At 51.9% G+C, this 18,058-nt stretch carries 16 protein-coding genes and 1 tRNA gene; 16 read left to right on the top strand and 1 reads right to left on the bottom strand.

The annotated features are described in order from the left end of the window. Positions 1–75 precede the first annotated feature (75 nt). From ACHZBS_RS29175 to ACHZBS_RS29165, 3 genes are all read left to right on the top strand, one after another. Positions 76–495 (top strand): PilZ domain-containing protein, encoded by a 420-nt coding sequence (locus tag ACHZBS_RS29175; protein WP_319410055.1) that lies wholly within the window; start codon positions 76–78, stop codon positions 493–495. Positions 496–552: 57 nt separating this feature from the next. Beyond that, the gene (locus ACHZBS_RS29170; RefSeq protein WP_319410054.1) at positions 553–1,401 is read left to right on the top strand and encodes an HDOD domain-containing protein; all 849 of its coding nucleotides are present in this window, start codon (positions 553–555) and stop codon (positions 1,399–1,401) included. 171 nt (positions 1,402–1,572) lie between these two features. Continuing rightward, the gene (locus tag ACHZBS_RS29165; RefSeq protein ID WP_319410053.1) at positions 1,573–1,953 is read left to right on the top strand and encodes a response regulator; all 381 of its coding nucleotides are present in this window, start codon (positions 1,573–1,575) and stop codon (positions 1,951–1,953) included. A gap of 483 nt (positions 1,954–2,436) precedes the next feature. Here ACHZBS_RS29165 and ACHZBS_RS29160 read toward each other — a convergent pair. Further along, positions 2,437–2,513, bottom strand: a tRNA-Arg gene (locus ACHZBS_RS29160). 119 nt (positions 2,514–2,632) lie between these two features. On the opposite strand from ACHZBS_RS29160, the gene ACHZBS_RS29155 reads away from it, so the two are divergent. From ACHZBS_RS29155 to ACHZBS_RS29095, 13 genes are all read left to right on the top strand, one after another. Continuing rightward, on the top strand, positions 2,633–3,577 hold the full coding sequence (locus ACHZBS_RS29155) for an RNA polymerase factor sigma-32 (protein WP_319410052.1): 945 nt from the start codon (positions 2,633–2,635) through the stop codon (positions 3,575–3,577). 179 nt (positions 3,578–3,756) lie between these two features. After that, positions 3,757–5,391 carry a tetratricopeptide repeat protein gene (locus tag ACHZBS_RS29150; RefSeq protein ID WP_319410051.1) on the top strand — a complete coding sequence of 545 codons (1,635 nt, stop codon included), beginning with the start codon at positions 3,757–3,759 and terminating at the stop codon, positions 5,389–5,391. A 146-nt stretch (positions 5,392–5,537) separates the two neighbouring features. Continuing rightward, positions 5,538–6,209 carry a hypothetical protein gene (locus ACHZBS_RS29145; RefSeq protein ID WP_319410050.1) on the top strand — a complete coding sequence of 224 codons (672 nt, stop codon included), beginning with the start codon at positions 5,538–5,540 and terminating at the stop codon, positions 6,207–6,209. Positions 6,210–6,217: 8 nt separating this feature from the next. Continuing rightward, positions 6,218–6,697 carry a Mut7-C RNAse domain-containing protein gene (locus ACHZBS_RS29140; protein WP_319410049.1) on the top strand — a complete coding sequence of 160 codons (480 nt, stop codon included), beginning with the start codon at positions 6,218–6,220 and terminating at the stop codon, positions 6,695–6,697. After that, positions 6,687–7,541 (top strand): Mrp/NBP35 family ATP-binding protein, encoded by an 855-nt coding sequence (locus ACHZBS_RS29135; RefSeq protein ID WP_319410048.1) that lies wholly within the window; start codon positions 6,687–6,689, stop codon positions 7,539–7,541. The genes ACHZBS_RS29140 and ACHZBS_RS29135 overlap by 11 nt, the downstream gene beginning before the upstream one ends. A gap of 2 nt (positions 7,542–7,543) precedes the next feature. Next, on the top strand, positions 7,544–8,323 hold the full coding sequence (locus tag ACHZBS_RS29130) for a RimK family alpha-L-glutamate ligase (RefSeq protein WP_319410047.1): 780 nt from the start codon (positions 7,544–7,546) through the stop codon (positions 8,321–8,323). Further along, the gene (locus tag ACHZBS_RS29125) at positions 8,307–9,488 is read left to right on the top strand and encodes an HD domain-containing protein (RefSeq protein WP_319410046.1); all 1,182 of its coding nucleotides are present in this window, start codon (positions 8,307–8,309) and stop codon (positions 9,486–9,488) included. The genes ACHZBS_RS29130 and ACHZBS_RS29125 overlap by 17 nt, the downstream gene beginning before the upstream one ends. A gap of 18 nt (positions 9,489–9,506) precedes the next feature. Further along, positions 9,507–10,283: a UPF0280 family protein gene (locus tag ACHZBS_RS29120; protein ID WP_319410045.1), complete on the top strand. Its 777-nt coding sequence runs from the start codon at positions 9,507–9,509 to the stop codon at positions 10,281–10,283. 138 nt (positions 10,284–10,421) lie between these two features. Further along, entirely contained in the window at positions 10,422–10,805 is a 384-nt protein-coding gene (locus ACHZBS_RS29115; RefSeq protein ID WP_319410044.1) for a hypothetical protein, read from the top strand. A gap of 126 nt (positions 10,806–10,931) precedes the next feature. Beyond that, positions 10,932–13,559, top strand: a complete 2,628-nt coding sequence (mutS, locus tag ACHZBS_RS29110) for a DNA mismatch repair protein MutS (protein WP_319410043.1) — start codon at positions 10,932–10,934, stop codon at positions 13,557–13,559. 62 nt (positions 13,560–13,621) lie between these two features. Further along, positions 13,622–15,592: an N-acetylmuramoyl-L-alanine amidase gene (locus tag ACHZBS_RS29105; RefSeq protein WP_319410042.1), complete on the top strand. Its 1,971-nt coding sequence runs from the start codon at positions 13,622–13,624 to the stop codon at positions 15,590–15,592. Between the two features lie 73 nt (positions 15,593–15,665). Continuing rightward, positions 15,666–16,457: an enoyl-CoA hydratase-related protein gene (locus ACHZBS_RS29100; RefSeq protein ID WP_319410041.1), complete on the top strand. Its 792-nt coding sequence runs from the start codon at positions 15,666–15,668 to the stop codon at positions 16,455–16,457. A gap of 287 nt (positions 16,458–16,744) precedes the next feature. Next, entirely contained in the window at positions 16,745–18,046 is a 1,302-nt protein-coding gene (locus ACHZBS_RS29095) for a phenylacetate--CoA ligase (protein ID WP_319410040.1), read from the top strand. Positions 18,047–18,058 lie beyond the last annotated feature (12 nt).

Genomic DNA, 18,058 nt, shown 5'->3' with positions numbered 1-18,058 from the left:
ACTTCTTGCTTAACGATTAGGCAACAGCTTCTGTCCATCCTTAACCAATAACCGAATCTTTTGCAGGGAGACTCTATGGTTGAACGTCGAAAACATAAACGTTATCCCATGCCACGCGGCACATTTGCTATTTTAAGAAATTCATTTGACCCTTTGCGCAATCATACTCAGATGAGCATCGGAGAGATCGCCATGGTCCTGTATAAATCCGAACCGGAAGCCATGGGGCAGGTCACGAACCTGAGTGTCGGGGGAATTGCCTTTGACAGTAACACTATTGGCATACCAGATGCCGAAAATGTCCAACTCGACCTATTAATGACCGAGCAGGGCATCTATCTGCACAATATTCCCTATGCGGTCGTTCCGATCCGGACAACCGGTAAACGCAAGAAAAAAACGCAGGAATTCAGGGCCAACGCCTTGCGCTTCAAACGCCTCGATGCGGAAAAAAAAGTCCAGCTTCGAGAAATGTTGGCTCACCATGTCGGTTAGTCTTTCGCGATAGGTTTTTTCTTTGGAAAACTGCCGAAGAAAGCGGAGATTTGAACGATGCCCACGATTGAGTCTATCATTGATGAGATCGATCATCTAAGACCGGTATCGGACATCGCCGGAAAGGTCATGACGCTTTTGGACGATCCGGATTGCGGTATGTCCGATCTATCCGAGATTATCCGCCACGACCCGGCATTGACGACAAATGTACTGAAACTGGCCAACTCGGCCTATTTCGGTTTGCCGGGTAAAATCTACGACGCTAAGCAGGCGGTTGTCTACCTGGGCATGACTCAGGTAGTTGACCTGGTTATTTTGGTCAGTTGCTCGGAAAGTTACAATGGATCTCATGCTGGATACGGTTTAAGCACCGGAGAACTCTGGAAGAGCGCCGTATCTGGTGCGATTCTGGCCAATGATCTGGCTGAGATAAAAGGGCTGAAACAGACCAGCCTCCTCTTTACGGGTGCCTTGCTGCGGGACATCGGCAAGGTCGTCCTGGATCAGTATGTGAAATCGGCAATCGAACCCATCATGAGTCGTGTAAAATCCCAGGCCATGGCTTTCACTGAAGCAGAGCGCCAGGTTCTGGGATTCGACCACAGCCAGGTGGGAGCCATGGTGGCCAAGAACTGGCATTTCCCCGTTTCGCTTCAATGTATCCTCCGGTACTACCATCGTCCACTGGAAGCAAAGGGGTGTTTTTTGGAAGCGTCCATTGTCCATATGGCTGATGCCCTTTGCCGAAAAATGGAGATTGGTCTGGGAGTCGATGATCCTTCTTACACTGAAGATAATCGGGTCGGCCGATCATTAGGGCTGCAGGTATCCCAGATCCAGGGGATTATCGATGGTTTTGGAAGAAAACTGGACGGCGTTAATGCACTTTTTTCGATTGGCTGATCGCCATCGATCCGAATTGATTGCATGGGGGGTGGGTTCGCTTTCGCCAGGGAAGCAGCAACCGTATTTTTTTAATAATTTCCTAAAGAATCGAACGGTAAAACCGATACTACTAATTCGAAAGCAATTGAAACCAACTATTTAATTTTTAAATTGTTCCGGAGGTAAGTGATGGCGTACAAGATCCTTACGGTTGATGACAGTAAAACCATTCGGATGATCGTCAAAAAGGCCTTTAAGCCCTATAACTGCGAACTTTATGAAGGCGAAAATGGGGTCGAAGGTCTGGCTATCGCCGCCAAGGAAATGCCGGATCTTATTATTCTCGACATTACCATGCCGGTGATGACGGGGATCGAAATGCTCGGCAAGCTCAAAGCGGAAAACGATTTGAAGGATATTCCGGTGATCATGCTTACGGCCGAATCAGGCAAGGAGAATGTCATGCAAATCGTGAAAATGGGGGTCAAGGATTACATTGTCAAGCCGTTCAAGGGGGAGCAGTTGATCGAGCGGGCAAAGAATATCCTGAAGCTCAGGCCTGTGGAATAGGCCGGCGTTAACGGTTTCGCCCACCCGCGGTTCTCGTTTGAACCGCATGGGTCATATTTTCTTCCACACGCATCTGCCCAATTGTTTAAATGACGCATTATGAATTCCTAAGGTCATCACCGGTACATCATCACTTTGTAACCAGTCAAAAAATCCGTTCATGATTGTGCCGGACAGTTTTCTGTTCGGCATTTTTTTTAATGGGCGCCGCTGAATCAAGAAAATCCTTCATCCATAGACCGACATCGAAAAACAAGATATTTCTTATCTTACATGACGCGCTCGGTGGTATCGGCCACATGCTCTTCCTTATGATCCCCAATTGGCGCAAATGAATGATGGGAATCCCGCAGACCCAATTATCATTTTTCAAATTGTGTTCGAATATGCTATATTAAAAAACCTTTGGAAAGGGATGTGAATCATTTTCAGCACCGTAAAATATAAAAGGAGGCGTATGGGCCTCCTTTGGCAAATCATGGGTGGCGCGCCTGGCAGGATTCGAACCTGCGACCTACGGATTAGAAGTCCGTTGCTCTATCCAGCTGAGCTACAGGCGCTTAAACAGACGCCACCCGTAACATAACGGCCTGGTATTGTCCACACGAAAAACAGGTCTGAAAATGGCTGGCAATCAACAGCGCCGGTCTTCCAACATTGCAGAGACCCGGGTAGGGGAATGAAAAAGGCAAAAATAAAAAAAGCGAAGCCATCAGAGAATAAAAACACCTTGCGGCCAATCGGGCGGACCAGTGACAAATCTCTGGTCAAATATGATCCGCTCCAGCGCTATCTTTCGGAGATCAGCAGGTACAACCTGTTGAACCGGGAGGAGGAGGTGTCTTTAGGTAAATTGGTGCAGGAGCAGGGTGACCATGAAGCCGCTTACCGATTGGTCACTTCGAATTTACGTCTGGTTGTGAAAATTGCATTGGAATTCCAGCGGGTATGGATGCAGAACCTGCTGGACCTGATTCAAGAGGGCAATATCGGCCTGATGCAGGCGGTGAAGAAATTTGACCCATACAAGAACGTCAAGTTTTCCTATTATGCCTCCTTCTGGATTAAGGCGTATATCCTTAAATTTATCATGGACAACTGGCGTCTGGTGAAGATTGGGACCACCCAGGGGCAGCGAAAACTCTTTTTTAAGCTGAAGAAAGAAAAGCAGAAACTCATCGACGAGGGTTTTGATCCCAAACCGAAATTGCTGTCCCAACGATTAGGGGTCTCCGAGCGTGAAATTGTGGACATGGACCAGCGACTGGACGGCTGGGACATCTCCTTGGATGCACCCCTCAAAGAGGACTCCGATACCGAGCGGATCGAATTCATGAGCACGGAGTCTGAATCGGCTGAAGATACGGTGGCAAAAAAAGAGATGTCCTCCCTGCTCAACGAAAAAATCGCTGAGTTCAGAACCCAGATGACCGACCGGGAATTGGAGATATTTGACAAGCGGATCTTTTCCGACAGTCCGGTTACACTCCAGGAGATCGGTGATAAATACGGTATATCTCGAGAGCGGGTGCGGCAGGTCGAAAAAAATGTGGTCAAAAAGATGAGAGACTACTTCAAAAAGGAAATTCCCGATTTTGAGACTTACACCGAGAGTGTCTCCTGACCGCCCCGCCTGCACCTGTCGTTTACCTGTTTTTAGATGCATAACATTGGCTAAAATGATCCGGTCTGTTCTTTGGCCGGGTTTGTAGGTTGAAAGTACATAAAATGAAAATACAGGGTGTTAAATATCTTTTTATAATCTTTTGCATTATTTTTATTGCCGGGTGCAGTCTGGCGGGTTTGGGATCGCGCGGGCCCAGTTGGAAACCGGTTCCGGATACTCGGGATAGGCCGGTCAACCCCTATTATCTTTTTTCCGAGGCTCATCTGAGCCTTAAAAAAGGCGATGTGGATCGTGCCATTGACCTCATGCAGCAGGCCCTGGCGCTGGATCCGGAGTCGGTTTATCTGAAACGGGAACTTGCCGGCTTCTGGCTGATGAAAAAAAACACAGCAGCTGCCATGGCGCTTTTAGACGACATTTTGGCTAACCATCCCGATGACGTCGACACGTTAATTTTGGCTGGACGAATTCGTCAGAACATCAACCAGCCTAAAGCAGCCATGGATGCGTTTTCACGGGTAATCGCCCTTGACCCGTCTCAGCAGAATATTTATCTCCAGCTGGGCAGCATGTACATGGATCAGGAGCAATGGGATCAGGCCGAAAAAGTATACCTACAACTGGTAAAAAACTTTCCAGGGTCTTATGCCGGCTATTTTTTTCTGGGGCGGATCAGCGCTATCAAGGGTGATGGAAAAACCGCTCAGGCTTACTTTGAAAAAACCTTGGCCCTCGAGCCTGAGCTGGTTGAATCGCGCTTTGAGCTAGGAGCATTATACGAAACCGACAAAAAATACAAAAAGGCCGCATCGATATATAAGGAAATTTTAAATCAGAACCCCAACAATATCCAAGCAAGCATGGCGTTGGGTCATGCCTACTATCAACAGGGTTTGAAAAAAGAGGCCCAGAAGATATTCACATCTCTGGGGCGGATGAGCCTTGAAGATCAGGAGATTGTCCGTATCCTGGTGCGAAACTACCTCGATGCCCGTGCTTTTGAGGCTTCAAACATAATTATCCACGGTATGATCAAGGGGGCGCCGGACAACTCAGACCTAAACTATCTGGCAGGTGTGGCCTTAGATGGCATGGGAAAAAAGAATGCCGCCATCGACCAGTTAAGGCAGGTGGCACCGGACTCGCGTTTCTTTCAGAATGCCGCGGTTCATGCTGCCTTGCTCTACCAGGAGATGGAGCAACTCCAGGCAGCTATTGATTTTCTCCTGGAAACAATCAAAAAGGATCCGAAAAATCCGGAATTCCGTCTCTATCTGGGCTCCTTTTACGAGCAGGTGGAGGCATACGACAAGGCAGAAAAGGCCTTGAAAGACGGCCTTGAGCTGGATGCTGAAAATTCCCGCCTCTATTTCCGGCTGGGCGTGGTTTACGATAAATGGGGAAAGAAGGAAGAATCCATTGCCGCCATGAAACAGGTCATCCGCTTCGAACCGGACAACGCCAATGCACTCAATTATCTGGGGTACACCTATACTGACATGGGCATCAATCTGGATGAAGCGGAGCAACTGATTCGCAAAGCGCTCGAATATAAACCGGGTGACGGCTATATTACCGACAGCCTGGCCTGGGTTTACTATAAGCGCGGACAATACGAAAAGGCTCTGCCCTTATTGGAAGAGGCTGCCAGTCTGGTTCCTGATGACCCCATCGTCAGGGAGCATCTGGGTGATGTTTACAGCAAACTCGGCATGACTGAAAAAGCCCTTCAAAGTTACCGCCAATCCATTGAAAACGGTCATACGGACAAAGCGGCCGTACAAAAGAAAATCCGGCTTCTGACACCATGATTGCCGTTTTCTCCTACATTCGCCGTCGATCGTTTTGCGATCGTTTTTCTTCCTATTTAATTGGGTGGTCGACGCTTTTTCTGATTCTGGGGGTATGGCTGCCAACCGGTTGTACACGGTTTTCCCCTCCGGAAATCCAGCGGGATATGGCGGCTGAACAGATGGTGGCCGGACTGAGGCAAGCCAACGCCAAACTGACCCGATTCAAATGTGTGGGGAAAATGACTCTGTCCGGCCTCAAACGACCGGCACAATCCTTTCGCGCGGCCATGGCTGGACAACTGGCCGACCGCCTGAGAATAGACATGTTCGCTCCCTTCGGTGGATCGGCCGGTACCGTTTCCAGCGACGGGAAACATCTCTTCCTTGTTATGCACGCGTCCCGTGAATATTATAAAAAACGTTTTGGAAGCGGCAACCTGCGCAGTATGATTCAAATAAACATAACCGTAGGTGATCTGCTGGAATTGCTGGTGGGTCGAATTCCCATGGATGAAAAATTTTCAGCCCGGTTGACGTCTGATGAAAATCAAGCACAAACCCGGCTGGTCCTGGTTGATCAATGGGGCCGGACCCGTCAGTGCGTCACCCTTGACGATACCATGCATCCGGTGGCATCGGTGTGGTTCGACAGCCATCAGAAACCGGTCTATTTCCTAATGATTACCGGGACGCAGACCGTCGACGGATTTGTTCTGCCTAAGCGAATCGATTTGTCCGGGACGTCCGGAGAGCGGGTTTCGGTTACCTTGGACCGTTATGAGGCCAATGCCCGTTTCGATGAGAACCTGTTTATTCCGGCACCGCCGTCATCATGAGGCCACCCATGCGCTTTGCTGCGGATGCGACGGTTGGAAAATTGGGCCGGCATCTGCGATCGACCGGATTCGATACGCTGTGCCAGCACCAAAGCAGGCGTGGAGATTTTTTTGAGACGATTGACAGTGAGCGCGTTATTCTGACCCGTAACACGCTGGTGAAATTGCGGTTTAAACACCGTCCCCTGGTATTTATCCGGGATAACGACCCCTATCGGCAGATGATGCAGGTGGTGCGAGAGTTGAAACTCGGGTGGTGCGACGTAAATCCTTTCAGCCGCTGTATAGAGTGCAACGAAGAGCTCCTTCAGGTGGATCGGGTGGCAGTGACGGGACAGGTGCCTGCTTATGTCTGGCAACATCACCGCACTTTTCATGCGTGCGGCAAATGTGGTCGGATTTACTGGGCTGGAAGTCATCACAACCGAATGGTCCAACGGTTTTCAGCCATTTTCCAACAGAAAGACGAGAAAACCCATGAATGTTAAACAGTCTAAAAACAGCGGTTGCGGTGGCGGCAGTTGCAGCAGCGGCGTGGCAGCCGATTCACAGGTTCAGAACATCGGCAACACCCTATTAAAAATAAAAAACAAACTGATTGTCATGAGCGGCAAAGGCGGTGTGGGAAAATCCAGTTTTGCCTCCAACCTGGCCGTGGCCCTGGCCGGGAAAGGGTTCGCGACCGGCCTGTTGGACGTTGATCTGCACGGTCCCAGTATTGCCGGCATGCTTGGCCTCAATGGGCTTTTGGATGTCAATGAAAACCAGCAGGTGGTTCCCAAAAGGGTAGGAGACCATTTGAAGGTGGTTTCCATGCAATCCCTGATGAAGGACCCCGATCAGGCGGTCATCTGGCGGGGACCAGCCAAGACCGGAATTATCCGCCAGTTCATCGCCGATGTGCTTTGGGAAGCCTTGGATTTTCTTATCGTCGATTCCCCGCCGGGAACCGGTGACGAACCCTTGAGCGTCGCCCAGACCATCACCGGCGCCAAGGCCCTGATCGTCACGACCCCACAGGATGTAGCGCTGGCCGATGTTCGAAAATCCATCAATTTCTGCCGGACTGTCAATTTAGAGATCGTGGGGCTGGTGGAAAACATGGGCCCCTTTTCCTGCCCCTGCTGTGGTGAAACCGTCGAACTGTTTAAAAGCCGCGGCGGTCAGGTCACTGCAGATACCATGGGGGTGACTTTTTTAGGCACATTGCCTTTTGATGCTCAAGTGGTCAAGACCTGCGATGAAGGCACTCCCATTGCTGCCGGAAGCCACGCCGGACCTTTTGTGGATGCCCTGGGCCGCGTGGTTCAGGCCATTATCAGCAGTCTGTAGCCATGGAACGGCAGGTTCTGGCGTTGGAGGCACGCTTGCGCACGTGTCGTAATGTCCGCACCATAGGGGTCCGACCCAACTTTACGGACTACAGCGAAGAGGAAGTGCGGTGGATTCGAAACGCCGAAAAAATATACTATCCCACGGCATTTTATGCAGATCTATTCGATGCCGTGGGCAAACCCACCTTTCCCAGTTACCATACTTACAAGTGCGTTCAAGACAAAATCAAGCAGAGCGCCCTGTTTCAGCTGGCCGGCCTGCCCCATCCCCAAACCCGGGTATTTTACGGAAAACGACAGAAGGCAAAAATAAGGGAATACTTTTCCTATCCGTGCATTGCCAAAGAGCCACGCGGATCGGCCATGGGTCGGGGTGTATTTATGATCAACAACGACATCGATCTAAACGCTTACACCCATGACCGGCACGTGGCCTACGTCCAGCAGTACCTTCCCATCGACAGAGATATTCGGGTGGTGGTGATTGGCAGCAAGGTGGTCCATGCCTATTGGCGGATTGCCGGAGAAGGGGAGTTTCGAACCAATGTGGCCAGGGGGGGTCGCATCAGCCTGGACCCGGTACCCGAAGCGGCCATCGCCCTGGCTCAGCGGGCGGCGCAAACCTGCGGGTGGGACGACGTGGGTATGGACATTTGCTTACACGACGGGCAATTCACCATCCTGGAAGCCAACATGAAATATGGACGGGAAGGGTTTAGGGCTGCAGGGATCGACTATTTTCAGATGATGGAGCGACTGATCGATGGTGGACAAATTTGAGGGGTTCTCGACTCCGCCCATACTGGACCGTCTTAAATCATCATTGAACCGTCAGGAACGGGAAATCTTTTCACCTGCAACCACTTTCAGCGATTCCGGTGTGCGTCGCCACCCCATCGTCGATTCAGCGGCTGGCTATCGGCAGGCCTTCTCCCTGGATGCCGATCGGATTCTGCACAGCCGGGCCTACACCCGCTATATCGACAAGACCCAGGTGTTTTACCTCATTCCCAACGACCACATTACTCACCGGGTTCTGCATGTGCAATTGGTCTCCAAGATTGCGCGTACCATCGGCCGATTTCTAAGGCTCAACGAAGACCTTATCGAGGCGATCGCCCTGGGCCATGATATCGGCCACACGCCCTTCGGCCATGAAGGAGAGCGATATCTGTCCGAATTGTGCCAAAAGGCCGGCATCGGCTACTTTCTGCACAATGTCCAAAGCATCCAGTTTTTGGATCGGGTGGAGCGTAAAGGCCGGGGATGGAACCTGTGCCTGCAGACTCTTGACGGAATCCTCTGCCACGACGGCGAGATCCATAACCGGTTGCTGGCCCCCAATCGCGAAAAAGATTTCACTGCCTTTGAAGAAGAGGTCGCCGCCAAGAAAGCCGATCCGTATTACCCGCTCATCCCCATGACGACCGAAGGATGTGTCGTGCGGATGGCCGACACCATCGCTTACATCGGCCGTGACCTCGAAGACGCCATCCGACTTGACCTTTTAAATCGCCGTGATATCCCCCAAGCCATTGTCCGTATTCTGGGCAACACCAACGGGACCATCGTCTACCGGCTGGTAACCGATGTGATCCAGAACAGTCACGATAACCATTTCGTTGCCTTCAGCCCCACGATTTCCGATGCATTGAAAGCCCTCAAAGCGTTTAATCTGGAACGCATCTACAAGAACCCGAAAAGCAAGGTTCATTCGGCGGCCATCCATCGGCTTTTTTCCATGCTGTTCGAAATGCGCTTGGAGGATCTGATGACGAACAACCGTTCATCAGACATCTTTTCCGGATTTCTGGCAGACATGTCTGAATCTTACATTGCCGGTCACAGTCATCCGGAAATTGTTCGTGACTATATTGCCGGCATGACCGACCGCTATTTTTTGCACCAGTTTCCTGAACACCTTCGTCCCGTGGCCCTATTCTGAGCATAGGATATTGCCCCGATGAAAAAACGACCCGGCAGGCTGCCTTGCGATTCTGTCAACGACTATGAACGGACCTACCGACAACGGGTGGGCGGTTTGAGCCTGCTCTCCTTTCAGGTTATTTGCCAGGAAACCGACCTGATGGTCCAGGCCGACCGCCTTCTGGAATATGAAGCGCGTGAACAGGTGCTTGTTTGCCGGGGACAGATCGAAGGGTATATTCAACGGTATCCGGAGTTTGCATTAACGTTGGTGCCTTGGCCGGAACAGGCGTTTGCACCTGAAATCGTTCGGGAAATGATCGCTGCCGGTCGTGCTGCCGGAGTGGGACCCATGGCGGCTGTTGCCGGTGCGGTAGCCGAAGCCGTCGGTCGCGTGCTGCTCGATTACAGTCACCAGGTGGTGGTGGAAAACGGAGGGGACGTCTTCATAAAAACCAAGGGTCCCGTGGTGGCCGGGCTATTTGCCGGCGATTCCCCGCTGAGCATGAAAATAGGAATAAAAGTGCCGGACACACGTAACGGCATCGGGCTGTGCACATCTTCGGGAACGGTGGGCCATTCATTGTCGACGGGCTCCGCCGATGCCGTCTGTGTGGTTTCCCATTCCTGCGCCTTGGCCGATGCAGCCGCCACGGCTATTGGCAACCGGATACGCTCGCCCGGGGAAATCAAAACGGCCATCGCCTTTGGTAAACATATCGCCGGTGTGCTCGGGGTCGTGGTGGTGGCCGGCCGGGAAATGGGCGCATGGGGCCAGGTTGAACTGGTTCCCCTCCAAGGAAAAAAAGGTTGAGTTTTGGGGCGGAAAAGGATAAAGATGCTTGATAATCAAAGGGTTTCATGGACGTTGGCGGTTTATCGATTACCACGTCCATCATTTCCGGCGCGACATTAACCCCCCAACGGAAGTCAGGTGGAGGAGAAATACACAATGAAAAAGGTGAAAATCGCCTTCTGGCTCGTCGTCTTCGGCTTTATCGGGCTGGTCATTTATCAGAACAAAGATTTTTTTATGTCCGAGAGCCGCCTGATGATCGACCTGGGCTTTTTTTATTATGAAACGCCGTTTCTGGCAAATGCCATTTTCTTTGTGGCCTTTTTCCTCATGGGTATATTGATTTCCTATTTTTTCAGTTTGCTCAAACATTTTAAAGACGCCAAAACCATCAAAACCTTCAAGGCCAAAGAGACCAGCCTTGTGGAAACGGTATCCTCATTGGAAAAGCAGCTTTCCGCCCGAACCTTACCCGCGGACCCTTCGCCCGCTGAACCCGCTGAAGACGAACAGATGGATATGGCTGCTGAATTGAAATGATTTGGATCGTGCCGTCGGCCGCGGCGAATTTGGAAAATCGTCCCGTCATCCGCCTCCCCATTTGGGTGGCCGTTTTTGTCACCTGCCGCCTCACATCCTTAACGCATTGAAAATATTTCATGATTGATGGTCTCTGTTAAATCTACACCGATGATGCAGCAATACCTCTCCATCAAGGAGCGGTACCCTGACGCCCTTCTGTTTTACCGCATGGGGGACTTCTACGAGATGTTTTTCGAAGACGCCCAAGAGGCTTCCCGTGTGCTGGAGATTACCCTGACGTCCCGCAATAAAAAAGATGATTCTCCGGTGCCCATGTGCGGTGTGCCTTATCGGGCGGCACAAGGGTATATCTCACGACTCATTGAAAACGGTTACAAAGTCGCTATTTGTGATCAGGTGGAAGATCCCAAGGAGGCCAAGGGGCTGGTCAAGCGTGAGGTGGTCCGGGTGGTGACCCCCGGTATGATTATCGAGGATGAACTCCTGGATGCAAAGGTCAACAATTTCATTCTAGCCCTGTCCCGGCACCAGCAGATGACCGGTCTGGCCAGCCTTGACATTTCCACCGGTATGTTTCGCCTTACCGAAACGGCGGATCTGGGAGCCATTATAGACGAAATCATGCGGGTGGCTCCCAGAGAGATTTTATTGTCCAAATCCCTGAGAACCGATGTTGCCTTCACCTCGGTTTTCAGGCAAGACATGGTCAGCGCCGTTACCGTGATGGAGGACCGTTTTTTCGAATTTTCCGGCAGCCGTCAGCGGCTGCTGGACCAGTTCGACACGCTTTCGCTGGAAGGGTTCGGCTGTGAGTCCATGAAAGCCGGCGTGGGGGCCGCCGGGGCACTGATCCACTATGTGAGTGAAACTCAGCGTCAGAAGATCGAACACCTTTCTACGGTTCAACCCTATTTTTTAGGGCAGTTTCTCATAGTGGACGACCAGAGTTGCCGGAACCTGGAATTATCGGGGAATATACGCACCGGCAGCCGTCAGGGAACGTTGCTGGGTATTCTGGACCAGACCGTCACTGCGATGGGCGGAAGGCTCATGGCCCACTGGTTGCGCTACCCGCTGCTGGATCCGGATCACATCCATGCCCGGTTCGATGCGGTTGCCGATGCTGTGGAACAGATGCAGACCCGGAGGGACCTTCGGGAATCCCTTAAGCCCGTGCGGGATCTTGAACGCTTGGGCAGTAAAATTTCCATGGGGCATGGCAACGCACGGGATCTTACGGCACTGAAACGGTCCATTCAAGCACTGACCGATATTTTTGCCATCCTTTCCCGTCTATCTGCCGCCCCTTATGCTTTTGACCGGGAGACTACCGCTCTCCATGAACTGGCCGATCTGATCCATCGCGCGATCCGCGAAGATGCGCCGCCGGTGATCACGGACGGGAGCATGATCCGAGAGGGATACGATGACGAACTGGATGAATTAATCCGCATCAGCCAGGACGGTAAGGGATGGCTGGCGAATCTGGAAGCCAGGGAGCGCAGTGCCACCGGCATAAACTCCCTGAAAGTTCGGTTCAACAAAGTTTTCGGTTACTACATCGAGGTTTCCCGCACCCACAGCGAATCGGTGCCGGATCACTATGTGCGCAAACAGACCCTGGTCAATGCGGAGCGATACATTACCGACGATCTGAAGCATTTTGAATCCCGGGTGCTCAACGCCGCCGACCAGCGCAACGGTCTGGAACTGGACATTTTTGTTTCCGTTCGGGATCAGGTCAAGGTCCACCACGCCGATATCCAGGAGATCGCCCGGTTCATTGCCCGGGTGGATTGTCTGACCACATTTGCCGAGGTTTCCCAAAATAACGGCTATTGTCGTCCGGATATCAACACCGAAGGTATCCTGGAGATCATTGAGGGGCGCCATCCGGTGGTGGAAAAATTGATCACCGGCGAGCGGTTTGTTCCCAACTCGATTGTCATGGACAATCAAAAAAATCAGGTACTGATCATCACCGGCCCCAATATGGCAGGGAAGTCCACCGTATTGAGGCAGGTGGCGCTCATGACCATCATGGCTCAGATGGGATCCTTCGTGCCTGCGGAAAAGGCCAACATTGCCATTACCGACCGCATTTTTACCCGGGTGGGCGCGTTGGACAACTTGTCCGCCGGCCAGAGTACCTTCATGGTGGAAATGCAGGAGACGGCCAACATTGTCAATAACGCCACGGCGAAAAGTCTGGTGATCCTGGATGAGATCGGGCGTGGCACTTCCACTTACGATGGCTTGAGCATCGCTTGGGCCGTGGCCGAGTACCTTCACGATTTAAATGACACGGGCACCCGTACCCTTTTTGCCACCCACTACCATGAACTGACCGAATTGGAGAACCAACTCGACCGGGTCAAAAACTACAACATTGCCGTCAAAGAGTGGAACGATGAAATCATTTTCTTGAGAAAACTGGTTGAAGGGGGTACCAATCGAAGCTATGGCATCCAGGTCGCGCGGCTGGCCGGAATCCCCGAATCGGTGATCCGTCGTTCCAAAAAAATCCTTGCCCAGATCGAAGCGGGAATGCATCCTACGGCCCCTCAAAAAAAAGAGGTTGAGCCGGGGACCAAAAAAAGAGAGGGCCATGTTCAATTGGGGCTGTTCAGTCCAGTGGAACGAAAGCTGTTGGAATCGCTCCAGATGATGGACTTGAGCCGGATGACCCCTCTTGACGCCCTGAATACCTTAAACGAATTGCAAATCAAGGCACAATCCGTTGTGACTTGACCGATACTCAAGTAAATATGCAGCAATATTCAAAAAAATATTTGTTTATATTCATTATACGTATGATCATCTTTGCCTTGCTGATCAACACGGCCATGGTTTGGCCGGCCTGGGCCCTGACGCCCAAGGAACAATATTATCGGGCCGAAAATGCCTACGCTGCGTTTAAGAAAAATATCCGCCACCAGAAATACCGGGACAAATGGCTGGCCTGTATTGAGCAGTACCAGAACGTTTACCGGCTTGATCCTTCTGGTCCCTGGGCTGCCGCGGGGCTTTATAAATCGGGCCTTTTATATCTGGAGCTGCATGCGCGTTCCTATCTCGACGCTGATCGGCAGGAAGCCGTGGATGCGTTCCGGCGGGTTATCCAACGATATCCCCAGAGTCGCTACACCCCGAAATCCCGATCGAAATTGGCTGATTTGGATAGCCCGGCAGCACCCCCCCGGCCGACGGCTGCTGCCAGCCATCTCAAAAAGGCCCATGCCGAGTATAGCCAGTTGATGGGCAGTGCCAGTCGCCAGAAATATCGGGATCAATGGGAAAAATGCATCGATCACTTTCAACGGGCGTACCGGTCTGACACCAGTGGCCCCGATGCCGCCGAATCCCTGTATATGATTGGATTGATTTATAAGGGATTGTCTGACAAGTCTCACCGTGAGTCGGATCATGATCAGGCAATGGATTATTTCCGACGCGTGAAAAGCGGGTTTCCCGGCAGCGCCTTTGCCGATAAAGCCGGTGCTGAATTGGTCGGGAATATCCCTGGGACCGTCACAAAGATCGACGACGTCGATCCGTTGGCAGGTATCATTACCCAGAGTCAAAACGATTCCGAGGATGGTTTCCCGGATGATGCGTTGCAGCGAACCGGTTTGGTTACCGTTCAGGGGCTGCGATTCTGGTCCAACCCCAGCTATACCCGAATTGTTATCGATGCCGATCAGGAGACCCGGTTTTCCCACCGCCTGCTGAAAAAAGATCCTTCCATCCAAAAACCCCAGCGGCTCTATATCGACCTGAGCAATAGCCGTTTGGGCAGGGATATCCAAAAATTTGTCCCTATCAACGATGAATTGCTCAGCGACGCACGTGCCGGGCAGTACACCGGCGAGTCGGTCAGAATCGTAGTGGATATCAAGTCCTTTAAAACCTATAAGATTTTCTCGCTTAAAAATCCCTTTCGAATCGTATTGGATGTATGGGGGGATGATTCCGACCGGCAGATTGCCAGCCCTTCAGACTCAACCGCGCAACCTTCCACAGGCAAATTGCCACCCGGAGCTATCGCCCGCCAACTGGCGCTGGGGGTGAGCCGTATCGTCATCGATCCGGGGCACGGCGGTAAGGATTATGGCGCGCCCGGGTACCTGAAAGGGATCCATGAAAAAGACGTGGTGCTGCAGATAGCCAAGCGACTGGCCCGCAAAGTGGAAACCGAACTCAAATGCGATGTGGTGCTCACCCGGACGACCGACCGTTACCTGACGCTGGAGGAGCGCACCGCCATCGCCAACACCCAGAATGCCGATCTGTTCATTTCCATCCATACCAATGCAGTCAGAGACAGGCGGGCATACGGCATCGAAACGTTTTTTCTGAACCTGGCGACTGACGATGATGCCATCCGGGTGGCTGCCCGGGAAAATGCCACATCTGCCAAAAATATCAGTGACCTGGAGTCTATTTTGAACGATCTTATGCAGAACGCCAAAATCAGCGAATCCAGCCGTCTGGCGGCCATGGTTCAGGAGGAGGTGTGTCTGCATTTGAAAAAAAATTTCAGCCACATTCGCAGCAAGGGCGTCAAACAGGCACCGTTTTACGTCCTACTGGGTGCCCAGATGCCGGCGCTACTCGTGGAGACATCATTCATTTCAAACCCCCGGGAGTGTAAACGCCTAGCCAGTGACAAATACCAGGAAGAGTTGTGCAATGGCATCATCCGCGGGATCAGAAAATATATTAAAGAGACCAGCCCCACAGCCTTTAACCACTCATCGGCTGAACAGGACAAAAAAGGGTAGATGGATGCCGCCGTGATGATGCCGCTACCGGCATCTGAATTATTAAAATTGAAACATGCAGGAGGAAGGAATTATGGCTTACGAAAACATTATTCTTGAAGTGGCAGCGGGCATCGCCACCATTACCTTCAACCGCCCCAAAGCGCTAAACGCCTTGAACGGCCAACTGCTCGAGGAACTTTCAGCGGCTTTGGACGAAATCGAGGCTGACGAAGAGATCCGAGTGCTTGTCCTTACCGGTGCCGGTGAGAAATCTTTTGTGGCCGGGGCGGACATTACCGAACTAGCTACCTTCAATACCCTGCAGGGTAAACTGTTTTCAAGAAAAGGGCAGCTGATCATCGGCCGGCTCCAGGAATTGGCTATCCCGGTGATTGCCGCGGTCAACGGCTTTGCCCTGGGGGGAGGCAGCGAGATGGCCCTGGCCTGCGATTTTATCTACGCTTCGGATAACGCCATGTTCGGCCTGCCGGAAATTACCTTGGGCATCATTCCAGGATTCGGCGGTACCCAGCGACTGCCCCGCCTTATTGGCAGCAACCGGGCCAAGGAAATGATCTTTACCGGCAAGCTGATCCCGGCCGCCGAAGCCGAAAAGATTGGTATGGTCAATCGAATTTTTTCCCGGGAATCACTGATGGAAGAAACGCTCGTGACTGCTCGGGCAATAGCCACCAAGGGGAAAGTTTCCCTCAGGGCCGCCAAACAGGCGGTCAACAACGGCTTGAACGTGGATCTGGCCACCGGCTGCCAGATCGAGGTCGATGCCTTTGCCATCTGTATGGCCAGCGAAGATGGCAAAGAGGGAACCCACGCATTTATTGAAAAGCGAAAACCGCAATTCAAAGGGTCGCTCAAGGGATAGCGCGCTGAAATTGTTCACCCGCGCCAATCAATTAACGGAGCGCTTGATATTGGTTTCGTTTTTGCTTGACACGCCAGACCATATTATTTATCCAGCGGTGGTCGGCGGTACTGAGCACGGTTCAACCGTTTGGAAAACCGATAGAGACCGAATTTTTAAAAAGAGGCTGCGGGGGTGATCCTCCCGGCCTTTTTTTATTGGACCAGTTGAACCAATGTCCTAATCTTATATGAAAAATGAACCGCGAGGTTCCAATACCCCATCTCGGCGAGAAGGAGAACCGCACCATGATTCACGATATCGAATACGAAACCATGCCCCGAGAAGCCTTGGAATCGATACAGCTTCGGCGGCTTCAGACTACCTTGGAGCGGGTTTACGCCAATGTTCCCTTTTACCGGAAACAATTCCAGGAGTCCGGGATTACCCCGGCAGACATCAAAAACCTGGATGATTTGAGACGGATTCCATTTACCACCAAGCAAGACCTGCGTGACAACTATCCGTTCAACATGTTTGCCGTGCCTATGGATAATGTGGTCCGCATCCATGCATCGTCAGGTACCACCGGTCAACCCACCGTGGTGGGGTATACGGCAAGGGACGTGAGCACTTGGTCCATGCTCATGGCCCGCTCCCTGGCAGCCGGTGGTGCCGGTCGTGGGGATATCATCCATAATGCATACGGATACGGGCTGTTTACCGGTGGTCTTGGCGTACACTATGGTGCCGAGCGCTTGGGTGCATCGGTAATTCCGGTCTCAGGCGGCAACACTAAGCGCCAAGTGGTGATCATGAAGGATTTCGGCCCCACCATCCTCACCGCCACGCCCTCCTATACCCTGCACCTGGCCGAAGTGGCCGAGGAGATGGGTGTTGCCTTCAATTCACTAAAATTTAAGTTCGGCATCTTCGGTGCCGAACCTTGGTCCGAGAAAATGCGCGAGGAGATCGAGCGAAAGTTGAACATTATCGCTGTTGACATATACGGCCTGAGCGAAGTGATGGGACCGGGGGTTGCCATCGAATGTCATGAAGCTAAGAAAGGGCTGCATATTTTCGAAGACCATTTTATTCCGGAAATCGTCGATCCTCAAACCCTTGAACCATTGCCGTATGGTGCTACCGGCGAGCTGGTATTCACCTCGCTGACCAAAGAGGCATTCCCTGTGATCCGTTATCGCACGCGGGACATCACCTCTTTGAACCCCGAACCATGCATCTGCGGCAGAACCCATGTCCGTATGCACCGGGTCACCGGGCGCAGTGATGATATGCTGATTATCCGCGGCGTCAACGTGTTTCCCTCTCAGATCGAAAGCGTGCTTATGGAGACCGAGGATGTTCAGCCTCATTACCAGCTGGTTGTGGATCGTGAAGATAATCTGGATGTACTCACCGTCAAGGTTGAAGTGGGTGAACGAAGCTTTACCGACGAGGTCAAAGGCCTGCAGCACTTGGAGCGGCGCATCACTAAAAACATCAAAGAACTGCTGGGCGTCTCCGCCATGGTGAAACTAGTTGAGCCCAAAGCCATCGAAAGAAGTCAGGGAAAGGCATTGCGGGTTGTGGACAATCGCAAGATTTGATATTTTTAAAAT

Source organism: uncultured Desulfosarcina sp. (assembly GCF_963664155.2).
GTDB lineage: Bacteria > Desulfobacterota > Desulfobacteria > Desulfobacterales > Desulfosarcinaceae > Desulfosarcina.
The sequence above is the reverse complement of the archived record's forward strand: the minus strand, read 5'-3'. Positions and strand labels throughout refer to the sequence as shown.

Bases quoted from the DNA above. Each gene is read 5' to 3' on its own strand.
- ACHZBS_RS29175 (WP_319410055.1), top strand. From the start codon at position 76: ATGGTTGAACGTCGAAAACATAAACGTTATCCCATGCCACGCGGCACA.
- ACHZBS_RS29170 (WP_319410054.1), top strand. From the start codon at position 553: ATGCCCACGATTGAGTCTATCATTGATGAGATCGATCATCTAAGACCG.
- ACHZBS_RS29165 (WP_319410053.1), top strand. From the start codon at position 1,573: ATGGCGTACAAGATCCTTACGGTTGATGACAGTAAAACCATTCGGATG.
- ACHZBS_RS29155 (WP_319410052.1), top strand. From the start codon at position 2,633: ATGAAAAAGGCAAAAATAAAAAAAGCGAAGCCATCAGAGAATAAAAAC.
- ACHZBS_RS29145 (WP_319410050.1), top strand. From the start codon at position 5,538: ATGGCGGCTGAACAGATGGTGGCCGGACTGAGGCAAGCCAACGCCAAA.
- ACHZBS_RS29140 (WP_319410049.1), top strand. From the start codon at position 6,218: ATGCGCTTTGCTGCGGATGCGACGGTTGGAAAATTGGGCCGGCATCTG.
- ACHZBS_RS29135 (WP_319410048.1), top strand. From the start codon at position 6,687: ATGAATGTTAAACAGTCTAAAAACAGCGGTTGCGGTGGCGGCAGTTGC.
- ACHZBS_RS29130 (WP_319410047.1), top strand. From the start codon at position 7,544: ATGGAACGGCAGGTTCTGGCGTTGGAGGCACGCTTGCGCACGTGTCGT.
- ACHZBS_RS29125 (WP_319410046.1), top strand. From the start codon at position 8,307: ATGGTGGACAAATTTGAGGGGTTCTCGACTCCGCCCATACTGGACCGT.
- ACHZBS_RS29120 (WP_319410045.1), top strand. From the start codon at position 9,507: ATGAAAAAACGACCCGGCAGGCTGCCTTGCGATTCTGTCAACGACTAT.
- ACHZBS_RS29115 (WP_319410044.1), top strand. From the start codon at position 10,422: ATGAAAAAGGTGAAAATCGCCTTCTGGCTCGTCGTCTTCGGCTTTATC.
- mutS (WP_319410043.1), top strand. From the start codon at position 10,932: ATGGTCTCTGTTAAATCTACACCGATGATGCAGCAATACCTCTCCATC.
- ACHZBS_RS29105 (WP_319410042.1), top strand. From the start codon at position 13,622: ATGATCATCTTTGCCTTGCTGATCAACACGGCCATGGTTTGGCCGGCC.
- ACHZBS_RS29100 (WP_319410041.1), top strand. From the start codon at position 15,666: ATGGCTTACGAAAACATTATTCTTGAAGTGGCAGCGGGCATCGCCACC.
- ACHZBS_RS29095 (WP_319410040.1), top strand. From the start codon at position 16,745: ATGATTCACGATATCGAATACGAAACCATGCCCCGAGAAGCCTTGGAA.